The following is a 16,279-nucleotide window of genomic DNA, read 5'->3' on the forward strand; positions in this document are numbered from 1 at the left end:
TAATTAAAAAAGAGGATTCTAAATTTAGAATCCTCTTTTTTATTACAGTGCAACAATAGAAAAAACCAGATTATTCCGAGCTTTGTTCTTTTTGCATATTCAGTAAATACGCCATATTTGCAATTACGTGATCATGCTTTTTAACAAACGAATTTTCTTCGTTCCAAACATAACCCGCCAAAACAGCGCATATTTTTTCTTTTACTTCAGGATTTTCCGGCTGATGGAAAAATAAAGTCTGCAGATTTCCGGTGTACCATTCTTGTACATATGTTGTAAAAACTGCTATTCCTCGTTTCATATATTGTGTAAACTCGACTTCCCAATCAACAGGAGTTCCTTGTGCTTCTTTCAAATATAATTTTGCTGCCAGCATTCCAGATTCAGTTGCAAAAGCTACCCCTGACGAGAAAACAGGATCTAAAAATTCTGAACTGTTTCCCGTTAAAGCAAAACCGTCGCCATACATTTTTTTTACCGCTCGAGAATAATTCTCCAATTTTACAGGCTCAAACAAAAACTCAGTTCCCTGAAATCTTTTAATATAAAAGTCTGACAGCTGAATAGCATTTTTCAAAGCCTCAGCATTATCTTTATTTTCAGAAAGAGAATTGATAAAATCAGTCGGCCCTACAACACCTAAACTTGTATTTCCGTTAGAAAACGGAATTACCCATAACCATACTTGGGTTTCTAGAATATCAAATGAAATTTGAGTTCCTTCCTCTCCTTCTTCTCTATTAATATCTTTTACGTGTGTAAATATTGAAGAATGCGGATCTAATTTCGAAGGTGTATCTAAATCCAAAAGTCTTGGTAAAACACGTCCGTAACCGCTTGAATCAATAATAAACTTCGCGTGAATTTCTTTTAAATTCCCGTCCTTATCTTTTACAATAGTTTTAGAATTTTTCCCTTCAAAAGAAACTTCCAAAACCTCTGTTTCAAATTCCAGATCCACACCTTTACGAACAACTTCCTGAGCCATTGTATTATCAAAATCAGCACGCGGAACCTGCCAGGTCCAATCCCAGCCTTCTCCAAATTTCTTGCTGAAATCAAAAACACAAATTTCTTCACCTCTAATAAAACGTGCTCCCAGCTTCTTTTCAAAATTCATTGCATTAAGAGCGTCAAACAATTCTGCCTCAGCAAAATGATCCATTACTCTAGGAATTAAGCTTTCGCCAACAACAAGTCTCGGAAACCTTTGTTTTTCAACAACTTTTACCTTAACATTGTTTTTATGAAGATACGATGCCGATACGCATCCAGAGGGTCCGGCGCCTATCACTAAAACATCTACAAACTCCTTTGTCATAATAAAAATATTATCAATTATTACCTTACATTTGCCATCATCAAAATAACTACATTTATTTTGATTAATAAAATTAAATTAGCACAATCAAAACCGATTTAATGAATACAATTAATGAATATTTAAGTTTAGCAGAATTCGAATCTATTATATTTGGAAATAATAAAGTTGCAATCAGCGATGTCGTTCTAAACCGAGTAAATGAAAGCTTTAATTTCCTAAAAGAATTTTCTGGAAACAAAGTAATTTACGGTGTAAATACCGGCTTTGGTCCAATGGCGCAATATAGAATTAAAGAATCTGATCAAATTCAGCTTCAATATAATTTAATCCGAAGCCACTCATCTGGAACCGGAAAACCTTTAAGTCCAATTTGTGCAAAAGCAGCAATTCTAGCACGATTAAATACACTTTCATTAGGAAACTCAGGCGTTCATCCGTCAGTAATAAACCTAATGTCTGAACTTATTAATAGAGATATTACGCCATTAATCTTTGAACACGGCGGTGTTGGTGCCAGCGGTGACTTAGTACAATTATCACATTTAGCTTTAGTTTTAATTGGTGAAGGCGAAGTTTTTTACAAAGGCGAAAGAAGACCAACTCCAGAAGTTTTTGAAATCGAAGGCTTAAAACCAATTCAAGTAGAAATTAGAGAAGGCTTAGCATTAATCAACGGAACTTCGGTTATGACCGGAATTGGTGTTGTAAATGTATATCACGCTAAAAAATTATTAGATTGGTCATTAAAATCTTCATGTGCGATCAACGAGCTAGTTCAAGCTTATGACGATCATTTCTCAGAAGAATTAAACCAAACAAAACGTCATAAAGGACAACAGGAAGTGGCGGCGAAAATGCGTCAAAATCTTTCAGACAGTACTTTAATCCGTAAAAGAGAAGACCATTTATATTCTGGTGAAAATACCGAAGAAATCTTCAAAGAAAAAGTACAGGAATACTATTCATTAAGATGCGTTCCTCAAATTCTTGGACCGGTTTTAGAAACCATTAATAACGTTGCTTCAATTCTAGAAGACGAATTTAACTCGGCAAACGATAACCCAATTATCGACGTAAAAAATAAACACGTGTACCACGGAGGAAATTTCCATGGAGATTATATTTCCCTTGAAATGGACAAATTGAAAATCGTTATTACAAAATTAACGATGCTTGCAGAACGTCAATTGAATTATTTATTAAATTCAAAAATCAACGAATTGCTGCCTCCGTTTGTAAATTTAGGAACATTAGGTTTTAATTTCGGAATGCAGGGCGTTCAGTTTACTGCAACCTCAACAACTGCCGAAAGTCAAATGTTATCAAACCCTATGTATGTTCACAGTATCCCGAACAACAACGATAATCAGGATATTGTAAGTATGGGAACAAATGCTGCTGTTATTACCTCAAAAGTAATCGAAAATGCTTTTGAAGTTTTAGCTATCGAAATGATTACCATTGTTCAAGCAATTGATTATTTAGAGCAAAAAGATAAAATCTCATCGATTTCTAAAAAATGGTACGATGAAATTCGAAACATAATTCCTACTTTTAAAGAAGATCAGGTGATGTATCCTTTCGTTCAAAAAGTGAAAGATCATTTGATCAACAATTAAAACATGTTTTACATTATTAATATTGAATCTTAAAATCATGAAAAAACCATTTATTTTTTTGTTGCTTGTATTTATTCAAGTTGTTAATAGTCAAGAATTGGCATTAGTCAAAAAGAATTCCAAAATTGGATATATTTCTAAAGACGGATCTTTTAAAATTGAACCGCAGTACAAATCTGCCAAAAGTTTCTCTGAAGGTTTGGCCGCAGTAGAAAATGGCGGAAAATGGGGTTTTATTGATACAAAAGGAGAATGGGTAATTCCGGCTGATTTTAAAGATGCTAAAGATTTTAACAACGGAATTGCTATAGTACAAAAAGATAAGGAATGGGTTTATATTGATAAAAAAGGAGAAATTCAAAAAAATCCTGCATCAGATAAATTGTTCGATTTTAATAATGGAGTTGCTTTTTTCAGACAAAACAATAAAGTTGGATTGATCAACAATAAAATGGCAATTGTTTTAGAACCAAAATACGATCAGATCAAACCTTTTGAAAATGGTTTTGCAAGAGTGGAACTGAATAAAAACTGGGGAATTATAAATGCTGAAGGAAAAGAAGTAGTTGAGCCGGCTTATGCCGAAATTGGAAACTATTTTAAAAACACAACTTGGGCTAGAAAAGACAAAACTTTTGGGCTTGTAAGCGCTGGTAAATTTATTCCAGTTGATGGAGCCGAAAAAATTTGGGATTTTGAAACACAAGATTTGACGTTTGCTAAAAAGAATGGAAAAATTGGATACATTGACTTAAAAGGAAACTGGACCATTTTACCAATATATGATAAAGGAAAAGCTTTTTCTAAAAATTTAGCGCCCGTTTTAGTTGGAAAAAAATGGGGATACATTAATCCAAAAGCAGAATTTGTAATTGAACCAACTTACAACGATGCCGAAGTTTTTAGTGCAAATGGTTTAGCTCCAGTTAAAGAAAGCAATTGGGGATTTATTAATGAATCTGGAAAACTGATTATTCCAACCCAATACGGCATTACCGCAAATGCAATTATTGCTATGTTTACCCAACAAGACAAAGGTTTTATAGATGGCGTTGCAAGAGTAAAAAACGAAGGAAAATGGGGTTTTCTTAAACCAGACGGAACAGTATTAAGCAATCAATGGTTTGAAAATGCTGAACTATTTTCAAAATCTGCAGAAAAACCTCAGCCAGTTGCAGCTCCCGCTGAAGCTCCAAAACAAGAAACAAAAACAACAAAACCTGCTGCTAAATCGACACCGAAACCAGCAGCTAAGAAAAAGAAATAAATTTCACTTATGAAATGTGTATTAGTAACAGGCGGTTCTAGGGGAATTGGAAGTGCTATTTGTAAAAAATTAGCTGTTGAATCTAATTATCATATTTTGATCAATTACCATTCAAACCAAACCGCTGCTGAAGAAACACTTCAGGAAATACAAAAATTAGGAGCAACAGGAGAAATCTTAGGTTTTGATGTTGCTAATTTTGAACAAGTAAAAGATGTTTTAACAAAATGGCAGGAAACTAACCCTGAAGCTATTGTAGAAGCTATTGTAAACAATGCTGGAATTACAAAAGATGGTCTTTTTATGTGGATGACTCCCGAAGACTGGAACGGTGTTGTAAACACAAGTTTAAACGGATTTTTTAATGTAACGCAGTTTTTCATTCAGAAAATGCTCCGTAATAAATATGGCCGAATCGTAAATATGGTTTCGGTTTCTGGTGTAAAAGGAACAGCAGGACAAACCAATTATTCCGCAGCAAAAGGTGCAATTGTTGCTGCCACAAAAGCATTGGCACAAGAAGTAGCAAAACGTAACATTACCGTAAATGCTGTTGCGCCGGGATTCATTAGAACTGACATGACGAGCGAACTGGACGAAAAAGAATTATTAAAACTAATTCCTGTAAATCGTTTTGGCGAAGCCGAAGAAGTAGCAGATTTGGTAAGCTTTTTGATTTCAAAAAAATCAAGTTATATTACCGGCGAAATTATCAATATAAACGGAGGGATATATTCTTAAAAAATTACTTTGAAAGACGATGAATAAGAGAGTTGTAATTACTGGAATGGGAATTTATTCTTGTATCGGAACTTCTTTAAATGAAGTGAAGGAATCATTATATAGCGGAAAATCAGGTATTCAATTTGATTCTGACCGAAAAGAATTTGGTTTTCAATCAGCCTTAACAGGAATGGTTCCTAAAGCTGATTTAAAAAATTTATTGACACGCAGGCAGCGCATGAGCATTGGTGAAGAAACCGAATATGCTTATATGGCGACTATCGAAGCATTGAAAAATGCTAATATTGACGATGCTTTTTTTGAAAATCGTGAGGTTGGAATTATGTACGGAAATGACAGCGTTTCTAAAGCTGTTATTGATGCTACAGATATTGTTCGCGAGAAAAAAGACACCGCTTTAATTGGTTCTGGAGCAATTTTTAAATCGATGAATTCTACTGTTACCATGAATCTTTCAACGATTTTTAAACTGCGAGGTATTAATTTAACCGTTAGTGCAGCTTGTGCGAGCGGCTCCCATTCTATCGGTCTGGCTTATTTTTTAATAAAAAGCGGTTTCCAAGATATTATTATTACCGGCGGTGCACAAGAAATTAATAAATATGCCATGAGCAGTTTTGACGGATTAGGCGTTTTTTCGAATAGAGAAAATGATCCCGAAAAAGCTTCACGGCCTTTCGACAAAGATCGTGACGGATTAATTCCAAGTGGCGGCGGTGCCACTTTAATTCTAGAAAGTTACGAATCTGCGATCGCACGCGGCGCAAACATTATTGCCGAAGTTTCGGGTTACGGTTTTTCATCAAACGGAGGACATATTTCGACTCCAAATGTCGAAGGGCCTGCCACAGCAATGCAAAGAGCTCTTGACGATGCACAACTAAAAGCATCAGATATTGAGTATATCAATGCACACGCAACCTCAACTCCAGTTGGAGATGCAAATGAAGCAAAAGCCATCTTTGAAGTTTTTGGTGAGAAAAACCCATACGTAAGTTCTACAAAATCAATGACAGGTCACGAATGCTGGATGGCTGGAGCGAGTGAAGTCATTTATTCTATCATAATGATGCAGCACGATTTTATTGCGCCAAACATCAATTTAGACAACCCTGATGAAGATGCTTCTAAATTAAATTTAGTTAAAACTACGTTAAACAAAAAATTTGACATATTTTTGTCCAATTCTTTCGGTTTCGGAGGAACCAACTCTGCGTTGGTGGTTAAAAAGTTTAAATTAAACAATGAATAAAGAAGAGATTATAGCAAGAATAAATGGTTTTTTAGTTGATGAATTTGAAGTTGACAATGACGACATTGAACCAAATGCTAATTTAAAAAATACACTTGGGTTAGACAGTCTGGATTATGTTGATTTAGTAGTTTCGATAGAATCTAACTTTGGTGTAAAACTAGTGGAGGCAGATTTTGTTGGAATTTCTGATTTTCAAAGTTTCTACGACCTTATTGAAACCAAATTAAAAGCCAAAACAGCTTAATGAGTCAATGGGATGGCAAATCAAAAGGAACTGTTTTAGGCTATAGAATATTCGTTTTTTTAATACAAAAAGCGGGTATAAAGTCTGCTTATGTCCTGCTTTATTTTGTTGCCTCTTATTACTTTCTGTTTTTAAGAAAAAGCAATCGTGCTATTTTTTATTACTTTAAAGAAAGACTCAACTATTCTTATTTTAAATCAAAAAAAATGGTTTTCAAAAGTTACTATACTTTTGGACAAACCATTATTGATAAAATTTCCATTTCGGCAGGAATGCGAAACAAATTCACCTATGAGTTTGACGGAATCGAAACGCTGAAAAAACTTTTAGCCGAAAAAAAAGGCGGTGTTTTAATCAGCGCTCATGTTGGAAATTTTGAAATCGCAGAACATTTTCTAGGCGACATTGATCTTAATTTCCAAATTAATTTAGTCACAACAGACTTAGAACATTCTGCTATTAAAAATTATTTAGCAAGCGTTACTCAAAAACCAACCGTAAAATTCATCATCATTAAAGACGATTTGTCTCATATTTTTGAGATTAATGCCGCTTTGGCCAATAACGAATTAGTCTGCTTTACGGGAGATCGCTACTTTGAAGGAACAAAATCGCTTTCAGAAAACATTTTAGGTAAAGAAACCAGCTTTCCTGCAGGACCATTTTTAATCGCTTCAAGACTAAAAGTTCCTGTAGTATTTGTTTATGTTATGAAAGAGCCAAATCTGCATTATCATTTATACGCAAGAGAAGCCACAGTTAAACATCGTGACGAAAAAGCACTGCTGAAAGAATACGTAACCAGCGTAGAAAATATCTTAAAAAAATATCCGCTTCAATGGTTTAATTATTTCGATTTTTGGAATGATTTCCCATAATTTGTAAAAAATCACACAAGTTTTTTCTCGTTTTTGTCATTTCAACGAAGGAGACCCGAACGACAGCGAACAGGCAAAGCAAATCTCCACGAAGAGCTCTACAAAGATGGGCTTATAGGAACGGAGCTACTTGCTAAGATTTCTCCTTCGTCGAAATGATAAACTGTGCTTTAAAGTTTTCTGCGAGATTAAAAACCCGCCATAAATCTACATTCAAAAAAACTTATAAAACGAAACATTAAACAAGAAAATTCGTTTAAATAAATTTACTTATTTTTGTTCGCAACCTTAGCCAGCAAACCCAAATGAAAAAAGTTCTCGTTATTTACTATACTCAATCCGGACAATTAGAAAACATTGCACAAAACATTGCAAAACCATTTTTAGATTCAGAGGAAATAGATGTAACTTTTTATCAAATACAATTAGAAAAACCTTTTCCTTTTCCTTGGAATAAGGATTCGTTTTTTGATGCCTTTCCGGAATCATTTTTACAGATTCCAACCGCTCTAAAACCAGTTCCAGAAGATATTCTAAATACAAAATTCGACTTGGTGCTTTTCAATTATCAAGTTTGGTATTTATCGCCTTCCATTCCTATTAACTCTTTTTTGAAAAGCGGCGAAGCAAAAAAAATTCTAAACAATACACCCGTAATCACCATCAGCGGTTCACGAAATATGTGGATAATGGCACAGGAAAAAATCAAAACCTTGCTTAAAGAAGCCAATGCACAATTAGTAGGAAACGTTGCTCTTGTAGATCGTGTTGGTAACCTAATCAGCGTTATCACAATCGTAGAATGGATGTTCTCTGGTGTTAAGAAAAAATACTTAGGAATTTTTCCGCTTCCAGGAGTTTCAGAAAAAGACATTCAGGAATCTCCAAAGTTTGGAGAAATAATACTTACAGATCTAAAAACGAACAATTTGAATGATCTACAACCAAAATTAGTCGCAAACGGCGCCGTAAAAATCAGTCCTTATTTAGTGACCGTAGACAAAACCGCTAATAAAATTTTTAATAAATGGTCAAACCTCATTTATAAAAATCAAAAAAACCGAAAACTGCTTCTAAAAGTATTTAATGTTTATTTATTCCTTGCGATCTGGTTAATCTCGCCAATAGTGTATATATTGCACCTTATTTCCTACCCATTTAAGTTAAAAACCATAAAAAGAGAAACTCAATATTATCAAGGAGTTTAGCATACTAAATTAGATTATGTTTGAAGTATATATCACTAAAGCTGCAAAATATTTGCCAAACGAAGCTGTTTCGAATGATGAAATGGAAGCCTATTTAGGCCTTATCAACGATACTGCCTCAAAAGCAAGACGTATTATTTTGCGCAACAACAAAATTACAAGCCGTTATTACGCTGTTGATAAAACAGGAAAAAGTACACATAGTAATGCCGAATTAACACGAAATGCTATTTTACCGTTGTTCGACGAAAACTTTACATCTCAGGATCTAGAAGTACTTTCGTGCGGAACCTCAACTCCTGATATATTCCTGCCTTCGCACGCTGCGATGGTTCATGGTCTCTTAAAAAACAAATCGGTAGAACTAAACTCTTCAACAGGAGTCTGCTGTGCCGGAATGAATTCATTAAAATTTGGTTTTCTTTCTATAAAATCTGGAAATTCAAAAAATGCAATCTGTACAGGATCAGAAAAAGTTTCAACCTGGCTGAATGCCCAAAAATACAATCACGAAGCCGAAAACTTAAAAAATCTAGAAGAACAGCCCATCATAGCTTTCAAAAAAGACTTTTTAAGATGGATGCTGTCTGACGGTGCCGGCGCTTTTTTATTAGAAAATAAACCAAGAGGTCCAATTTCTTTAAAAATAGAATGGATGGAGGCTTTTTCGTATGCACACGAACTAGAAACCTGCATGTATGCTGGAGGTGATAAATTAGAAAACGGCGAAATCAAATCATGGAGCGATTACGCACCTGAACAATGGTTGAACGAATCTGTTTTTGCCATCAAACAAGATGTAAAATTACTGGACGAATTTATTCTTTCTAAAGGCGCAGAAAGCATGAAAAATGCCATGGATAAAAACAATATTAAATCTGACGATATTACGTATTTTATTCCTCACGTTTCTTCTAACTTTTTTGTTGAAGGATTAAAAAAAGGATTAAATGATAGAGGTATCGGAATGAATGATGATAAATGGTTCATGAATCTTTCTAGAGTTGGTAACGTAGGTTCTGCCTCAATATATTTAGCTTTAGAAGAATTAATGAATTCAGGTAACTTGAAAAAAGGAGACAAAATTCTTTTATCAGTTCCAGAAAGCGGAAGATTCTCTTTTGCCTACGCTTATTTAACAGTTTGCTAATGGAAACAACAGCACTTTTAGAAAAAGAAACGGTCAAAAATTTATTGCCTCAAAAGTTTCCTTTTGTAATGGTTGATGTCATGTATTCTTATACCGAAACTTCTTTGATTTCGGGTTTAACAATTCAGAACGATAATATTTTTACCGAAAACAATATTTTTCTAGAAGCAGGTTTAATTGAACACATGGCACAATCTGTTGCCTTACATACTGGTTATCAGTTTTTTTTAAAAAATGAAACTGCGCCAACTGGATATATTGGTTCAATTAAAGAAATTGAAATTAAAAAATTGCCCGAAATTAACGATTCAATTCAATCTGAAGTTACCATTTTACAAGAATTTGCAGGAATCACCTTAGTGAATATTGTTACCAAATTAAATAATGAAGAAATTGCAAACGGACAAATGAAAACCGTTTTAGCTAAATAATATAAAAATTGAATACTGGAGTTGACATACAAAATTACCTGCCCCACCGAGCACCAATGCTTATGGTAGATTTGATTTTGGATATAGATGCCAACTTTGTAGAAACCACTTTTTTGATAAAAGAAGACAATATTTTTGTTGCCAATAGTATTTTTACCGAAGCTGGTTTAATCGAAAACACAGCACAAACCTGCTCTGCAATTGTAGGGAAAAAATATTTTTTTGAAGAGGACGGAACAGAAAATGAAAACGTAAATGTAATTGGATTTATCAGTGCTTTAAAAAATGCAAAAATTCATTCACTGCCAAAAGCCGGCGACACTATAATTACCAGAGCAAATTTAATTTCTAAATTTGCCGGCGACGATTATACTTTGTGCACAATGAGCTGCAAAAGTTTACTTAGCGAGCAGCTGCTTTTAGAATGCGAAATTAATTTATTCATTCAAAAAACAATTTCGGTTCCAGAATAAATCCCAATAGAAACGATAAATGTCATGGAAAAAGAAAATGTACCACAAGATAAAAGCAACTTAACAAAAAACAACGTAAAAGAGCTTTTATACGCGACTGATGAAAACGGCAATTATACCACAACCTTAAGTACAGGTTGGGAACCCAAAACAATTGCATTATCAAATTCTATCGACGAAATAAACGAACGAATTGCCGAAGCAAAACAACAAGTTAAAAATGGCGAAGTAAGTCCGATTTCTTATTATATGGAACTCAATAAAATGGATCTTACGATTTTGTCAAGTTATGTTGGTATGTGGAAATGGCGTGTCAAAAGACATTTTAAACCCGTTGTTTTTACCAAATTAAGCGATTCTATTTTGAAAAAATATGCTGATGCCTTTAGTATTTCAGTATCCGAATTAAAAAACTTTAAAACAGATTAATGCAAGTCACTTTTACACATCACCAATCTGCTCACTGTGAAAATGGAGTAGCATCGAATCTGTTAAAAAATAACGGACTCAACATAAGCGAACCAATGGTTTTTGGTATCGGTTCGGGACTTTTCTTTGTGTATTTACCATTTATAAAAGTCAATTACGCACCAGCGATCAGCTATAGAACTTTGCCGGGGCAAATTTTTAATAAAGTGGCAACCCGTTTAAATCTTAAAATAAAAAGACAAAAATTTTCATCAACAGCAAATGCAAATAAAGCACTTGACGAAAATTTAAAAAATAATATCCCAACGGGGTTACAAGTTGGCGTTTATAATTTAAGTTATTTCCCTGACGAATACCGTTTTCATTTCAATGCACACAATTTAGTGGTTTACGGAAAAACTGATAAAGACTATTTGATCAGCGATCCTGTTATGGAAACCGTTACGACTTTAACGCACGAAGAATTAGACAAAGTACGTTTTGCAAAAGGAGCTTTTGCACCGCGCGGACAAATGTATTATCCAATTCAAATTCCAAATGAAGTCGATTTAAAAAGCGCCATCATTAAAGGAATAAAAAACACTTGCAGAGATATGCTTGCGCCAATGCCAATTGTGGGTGTTCGCGGAATCAAATTCGTATCTAAGCAAATTAGAAAATGGCCTGTAAAACACGGAACCAAAAAAGCCAATCACTACTTGGCGCAAATGGTTCGCATGCAGGAAGAAATTGGAACCGGCGGCGGAGGTTTCCGTTTTATTTATGCCGCATTTTTACAAGAAGCTTCAGTTATTTTAAATAACGAAGAACTGAAAACACTTTCTAAAGAAATGACAAAAATTGGCGATTCATGGCGAGATTTTGCCGTTGAAGCTTCACGAATTTATAAAAACAGAAGTGCCAAAGAAGACGCTTACAATACTATTGCCGACGAACTTCTAGACATTGCCAATAGAGAAGAAATCTTTTTCAAAAAATTAAAAAAAGCCATCAGCTAAGATATTTTGCAATCTATAATTAAAATAGAATCCCTTTCGAAAAAGTACAAAGATGCCGACCAGTATTCTTTGAACAATGTTTCGCTGGCCATAAATGAAGGCGAGATTTTTGGTTTACTAGGTCCAAACGGTGCTGGAAAAACAACCTTAATTTCAATGCTCTGCGGATTGATAAAACCAACTTCGGGACATTTTACAATTGATGATTTAGACTATCAACATCATTCTTCAAAAATTAAAAAGATTATAGGCGTTGTTCCTCAGGAATATGCCCTATATCCTACTCTTACGGCGAGAGAAAATCTTCATTATTTTGGAAGTATGTACGGTTTAAAAGGCTCTGATTTAAAAGATAAAGTAATCGAAACTTTAGATCTCTTGGGTTTATTAAAATTTGCCGATAAACGAGTTGAAACTTTCTCTGGCGGAATGAAACGCCGTGTCAATTTAATTGCCGGGATTCTGCATAAACCAAAAGTTTTATTTCTAGATGAACCAACCGTTGGAGTTGATGTTCATTCTAAAAATGCTATTATAGAATATCTGAAAGTGTTGAACCAAAATGGAACAACTATTATTTATACCTCTCATCATTTGGCTGAAGCCGAAGATTTCTGCACCAACATTGCTATTTTAGATCAAGGTCAAATTTATGCACAAAATACACCTTCAATTCTAATTGAATCGACAAAAGATGCTCGAAATCTCGAAGACGTTTTTATTTCATTAACTGGTAAAGACTTGAGAGATGATGTATAAAATTTGGATGTCGGTCGTAAAAGAATTTTTACTCCTTAAACGAGATTTAGGCGGTTTGATTATTCTATTTATAATGCCATTGGTTTTGGTTATTACTGTTACATTAATTCAAGACAGTACTTTTAAAAAAGTCAGCGATTCTAAAATTCCGATTTTATTAGTCGATAATGATAAAGGTTCTGTATCAAAAACCGTTTACGATAATTTAGAAAAAAGTGATTTATTCAGCGTTGTTACACAAATCGATAATAAAACGATTACAGAAGATATTGCCAGAGAAAATGTTTACAAAGGAAAATTTCAACTGGCTATTGTAATTCCAAAAGATTTAAGTTCTGATTTACAAGCCAAAGTAGATCAAAATGTCGAGAAAATTGTCAGCAGTTTAAGCATGACTGATAGTACTGCAGCGAGCGAACCGCAGCGAATAATAAAAGAAAAAGAAGTAAAGCTGTATTTTGATCCAGCGGTTCAAATGAGTTTCAAAAATGCGGTCATGAATTCGATCGACAAAATGATTTCGCAAATCGAAACCAAATCTATTTATACCACTTTTCAGAATCAATTAGGAGGAAATGCCGACTTTGAGCAAAAAAGCTTTATTTCTTTCAAAGAAATAATTCCGAGAATTAACAACAAAGAAGTTCGTCCAAATTCTGTACAGCATAACGTTCCGGCTTGGACACTTTTTGCGATATTTTTTATCGTAATTCCTTTATCCATTAATATTGTAAAAGAAAAATCGCAAGGAACTTTCGTTCGATTAAGAACCAATCCAGTTTCTAATTTAGTTGTAATAATAGGAAAAACCATTACCTACTCGATCATCTGTATGATTCAGTTTTATATGATGGTTGCCGTTGCCGTATTTTTATTTCCATCCATCGGATTGCCTTCTTTAAACATCGAAGGACATTTAGCATTAATGAGTGTCGTTGCCTTATTTTCAGGTTTCGCCGCCATTGGATTCGGAATTTTGTTAGGAACCGTTGCCAGTACACAAGAACAATCAGCTCCATTTGGAGCAACAAGCGTTATTATTCTCGCTGCAATTGGCGGTGTTTGGGTTCCTGTTTTTGCCATGCCGAAAATCATGCAGATCATTGCCAAATCATCACCTATGAACTGGGGATTAGAAGCTTTTTATGATGTTTTATTACGCAGCGTTTCATTCCTGGAAATCATCCCAAAAATAAGTTTGTTATTTTTGTTCTTTATTATTACAACATCCATTGCCTTATTTTATGACAAAAAGAAAAGAACAGTTTAACGAAGCCACAGATTTAACCGTTTCTCACGAAATCAGAATTCGTTTTAACGAAACTGATCCGCTTGGAATCGTTTGGCACGGCAATTATATCACGTATTTTGAAGATGGACGCGAAGCATTTGGTCGCGAACACGGACTTACCTATTTAGATATTGCAAAAACGGGGTATACAACGCCAATTGTAAAATCTAAATGCGAACATAAATTGTCTTTGCGCTACGGCGATGTCGTAACAATTGAAACAACAGTTGTAGACACTCCTGCCGCCAAAATGATTTACCGTTTTAAAATTATTGATGATAAAGGTGAAACAGCTTGCACAGGCGAAACCGTTCAAGTTTTTTTAGATGCAGCAGGTAATTTAATGCTGACGAATCCTCCTTTTTATGAAGAATGGAAAAGGAAAGTCGGGCTGTTGAAATAAAGTTTTAGCCACTAATTTCACGAATTAGCACGAATTAAAAAAATCTTTTTAAATCTGCTTAAATCAATATCAATCTGCGTGAAACTTTAAAAATTGAAAATCATAAAATGTTAAGAGAAACATACATTACACAAACGAATTGTATCACACCTTTGGGTTTTGATGTCGAATCAAATGTTGAAGCGATTCTTCGCGGCGATTCTGGAATTCAGCTTCACAATGATATTTCTTTAATGCCAAATCCGTTTTATGCTTCAATTATTTCTGATGAAAAAATAAGCAGTGCTTTTTCAAAAATCAGCACTGAAACCAAATATTCTCGTTTAGAGAAAATGATGATTTTGGCTTTAGAGCCGATTATCAAAAACTCAGGAATTCAATTCAATTCAAAAACTGCTTTTATCCTTTCTACCACAAAAGGAAATGTTACGGCATTAAAAAATGATTCAAAAGAAAATTTCAATAATGCACATTTAGATGTTTTAGCTAAAAATATTTCAGATTTCTTCGGATTTAAAACACAACCAATTGTAGTTTCAAATGCCTGCGTTTCTGGAATTCTGGCAGTTTCAGTTGCCAAAAGAATGATTCAGTCCGAGCTTTACGACAATGTTTTTGTAGTCGCTGGCGACGAAGTTTCAGAATTTGTTTTGTCTGGTTTTAATGCCTTTCAAGCCATGAGCGATCTGCCTTGTAAACCGTATTCAAAAAACAGAACTGGAGTAAGTTTAGGCGAAGCAACGGCAGCTGTTTTAGTTTCGGCGGAAACCAAAAAAGCTAAAATAAAAGTAATTGGCGACAGTTCGATAAACGATGCGAATCATATTTCGGGTCCATCAAGAACGGGTGAAGGTTTGTTCAGAAGCATTCAAAATGCTTTAAAAGAAGCTCAAATTGAAACGAACAAATTAGATTATATTTCAGCACATGGAACCGCCACTCCTTATAACGACGAAATGGAAGCGATTGCTTTAACTCGTTTAGATTTACAAAATGTCCCTGTAAATAGTTTAAAAGGATTTTATGGTCATACATTAGGTGCTTCAGGATTATTGGAAACAGTAATTGCGATAGAATCTGCCAATCAAAATAGGCTTTTTGAATCGAAAGGTTTTGATGAAATTGGGGTTAGTGAAGTTATCAATGTGATTGAAAAAAATGAAGAAAAGAATATTGAATATTTCCTAAAAACGGCTTCTGGATTTGGCGGTTGTAATACGGCGGTTGTTTTCGAGAAAATAAAATAATTTGAACTGTTCGGAAATTCCGAACAGTTCAAAAATAGCTTTCAAGTTTTACTTGAAAGTTCAAAATTTAAACAAATGGACTTAGATCAATCACTTTTTAAAAAAGGTTTAAAAATTCAAGGTTTTGATTTCAAAAATGATGTAATAAAAGTAACGGATAAAATTATTGAATTTCTTGAAAGCTTAAATCTATCTAAAGATTTAATAACTTTTTTTAAAGCATTTTCCTTTAGAGAAGACATCGTTTTTGGAAGTGTATATTTTAATTGTGTAAATAGAATTAGAATAGAAAATCTTGAAGAAGAGAACAAAGAAATCTATAAAAAAGATTTACTTATAATTGGTTCAGGTGCAAATGGTGATCCAATTGTTATAAATACTAAAACACTGAATATTGGATATGTTTTTCATGACATTCTTTGGGAAGAAGAAAATATTGACGATTTAAATAACGTTTACATTGATCTAAAAATGAGTATTGGAACTTTCTTTTATAAATCAATAACAGAAGAAAATTTTCCTATTGATGCTTATCAAGCAGAAGATTATATAAAATAAA

18 protein-coding genes are annotated in these 16,279 nt (G+C 34.0%); 17 read left to right on the forward strand and 1 reads right to left on the reverse strand.

Annotated features, from left to right (window positions below; all coding sequences use genetic code 11):
* Positions 1-70 precede the first annotated feature (70 nt).
* On the reverse strand, positions 71-1,321 hold the full coding sequence (locus tag ACHRVL_RS02865) for an NAD(P)/FAD-dependent oxidoreductase (RefSeq protein ID WP_395410162.1): 1,251 nt from the start codon (positions 1,319-1,321) through the stop codon (positions 71-73).
* Positions 1,322-1,422: 101 nt separating this feature from the next.
* On the opposite strand from ACHRVL_RS02865, the gene hutH reads away from it, so the two are divergent.
* The 17 genes from hutH to ACHRVL_RS02950 all read left to right on the forward strand — a co-directional run bounded on the left by hutH (position 1,423) and on the right by ACHRVL_RS02950 (position 16,278).
* Positions 1,423-2,943, forward strand: a complete 1,521-nt coding sequence (gene hutH / locus ACHRVL_RS02870) for a histidine ammonia-lyase (protein ID WP_395410164.1) — start codon at positions 1,423-1,425, stop codon at positions 2,941-2,943.
* Between the two features lie 37 nt (positions 2,944-2,980).
* A complete protein-coding gene (locus tag ACHRVL_RS02875) occupies positions 2,981-4,210 on the forward strand; it encodes a WG repeat-containing protein (protein ID WP_395410166.1) in 1,230 nt (409 codons plus the stop codon).
* Between the two features lie 9 nt (positions 4,211-4,219).
* Positions 4,220-4,951, forward strand: coding sequence for a 3-oxoacyl-ACP reductase FabG (gene fabG / locus ACHRVL_RS02880; RefSeq protein WP_395410168.1), 732 nt, complete (start codon positions 4,220-4,222; stop codon positions 4,949-4,951).
* Between the two features lie 19 nt (positions 4,952-4,970).
* Positions 4,971-6,206: a beta-ketoacyl-[acyl-carrier-protein] synthase family protein gene (locus ACHRVL_RS02885; RefSeq protein ID WP_395410169.1), complete on the forward strand. Its 1,236-nt coding sequence runs from the start codon at positions 4,971-4,973 to the stop codon at positions 6,204-6,206.
* Positions 6,199-6,453 (forward strand): acyl carrier protein, encoded by a 255-nt coding sequence (locus tag ACHRVL_RS02890; protein WP_089053595.1) that lies wholly within the window; start codon positions 6,199-6,201, stop codon positions 6,451-6,453. Before ACHRVL_RS02885 ends, ACHRVL_RS02890 begins: the two co-directional genes overlap by 8 nt.
* Complete coding sequence (locus tag ACHRVL_RS02895) at positions 6,453-7,331, forward strand: lipid A biosynthesis acyltransferase (protein ID WP_395410171.1); 879 nt, start codon at positions 6,453-6,455, stop codon at positions 7,329-7,331. The genes ACHRVL_RS02890 and ACHRVL_RS02895 overlap by 1 nt, the downstream gene beginning before the upstream one ends.
* Before the next feature lie 305 nt (positions 7,332-7,636).
* Positions 7,637-8,539, forward strand: coding sequence for a dialkylrecorsinol condensing enzyme DarA (locus ACHRVL_RS02900; protein ID WP_395410173.1), 903 nt, complete (start codon positions 7,637-7,639; stop codon positions 8,537-8,539).
* A gap of 16 nt (positions 8,540-8,555) precedes the next feature.
* Positions 8,556-9,689, forward strand: coding sequence for a beta-ketoacyl-ACP synthase III (locus ACHRVL_RS02905; RefSeq protein ID WP_395410174.1), 1,134 nt, complete (start codon positions 8,556-8,558; stop codon positions 9,687-9,689).
* A complete protein-coding gene (locus ACHRVL_RS02910; protein WP_395410176.1) occupies positions 9,689-10,120 on the forward strand; it encodes a hypothetical protein in 432 nt (143 codons plus the stop codon). The genes ACHRVL_RS02905 and ACHRVL_RS02910 overlap by 1 nt, the downstream gene beginning before the upstream one ends.
* Before the next feature lie 8 nt (positions 10,121-10,128).
* Positions 10,129-10,593: an ABC transporter permease gene (locus ACHRVL_RS02915; protein WP_395410177.1), complete on the forward strand. Its 465-nt coding sequence runs from the start codon at positions 10,129-10,131 to the stop codon at positions 10,591-10,593.
* 24 nt (positions 10,594-10,617) lie between these two features.
* Positions 10,618-11,022 carry a hypothetical protein gene (locus ACHRVL_RS02920; protein ID WP_395410179.1) on the forward strand — a complete coding sequence of 135 codons (405 nt, stop codon included), beginning with the start codon at positions 10,618-10,620 and terminating at the stop codon, positions 11,020-11,022.
* The gene (locus tag ACHRVL_RS02925; RefSeq protein WP_395410181.1) at positions 11,022-12,020 is read left to right on the forward strand and encodes a BtrH N-terminal domain-containing protein; all 999 of its coding nucleotides are present in this window, start codon (positions 11,022-11,024) and stop codon (positions 12,018-12,020) included. Before ACHRVL_RS02920 ends, ACHRVL_RS02925 begins: the two co-directional genes overlap by 1 nt.
* A gap of 6 nt (positions 12,021-12,026) precedes the next feature.
* Positions 12,027-12,779, forward strand: coding sequence for an ABC transporter ATP-binding protein (locus tag ACHRVL_RS02930; protein WP_395410183.1), 753 nt, complete (start codon positions 12,027-12,029; stop codon positions 12,777-12,779).
* Positions 12,769-14,049 carry an ABC transporter permease gene (locus tag ACHRVL_RS02935; RefSeq protein WP_395410185.1) on the forward strand — a complete coding sequence of 427 codons (1,281 nt, stop codon included), beginning with the start codon at positions 12,769-12,771 and terminating at the stop codon, positions 14,047-14,049. The genes ACHRVL_RS02930 and ACHRVL_RS02935 overlap by 11 nt, the downstream gene beginning before the upstream one ends.
* Positions 14,024-14,473, forward strand: a complete 450-nt coding sequence (locus ACHRVL_RS02940; protein WP_395410186.1) for an acyl-CoA thioesterase — start codon at positions 14,024-14,026, stop codon at positions 14,471-14,473. The genes ACHRVL_RS02935 and ACHRVL_RS02940 overlap by 26 nt, the downstream gene beginning before the upstream one ends.
* 107 nt (positions 14,474-14,580) lie before the next feature.
* Positions 14,581-15,720, forward strand: coding sequence for a beta-ketoacyl-[acyl-carrier-protein] synthase family protein (locus ACHRVL_RS02945; protein WP_395410188.1), 1,140 nt, complete (start codon positions 14,581-14,583; stop codon positions 15,718-15,720).
* 75 nt (positions 15,721-15,795) lie between these two features.
* Positions 15,796-16,278, forward strand: coding sequence for a hypothetical protein (locus tag ACHRVL_RS02950; RefSeq protein ID WP_395410190.1), 483 nt, complete (start codon positions 15,796-15,798; stop codon positions 16,276-16,278).
* Position 16,279 lies beyond the last annotated feature (1 nt).

The sequence above is a fragment of the Flavobacterium sp. FlaQc-28 genome (assembly GCF_044007415.1).
Lineage (GTDB): Bacteria > Bacteroidota > Bacteroidia > Flavobacteriales > Flavobacteriaceae > Flavobacterium.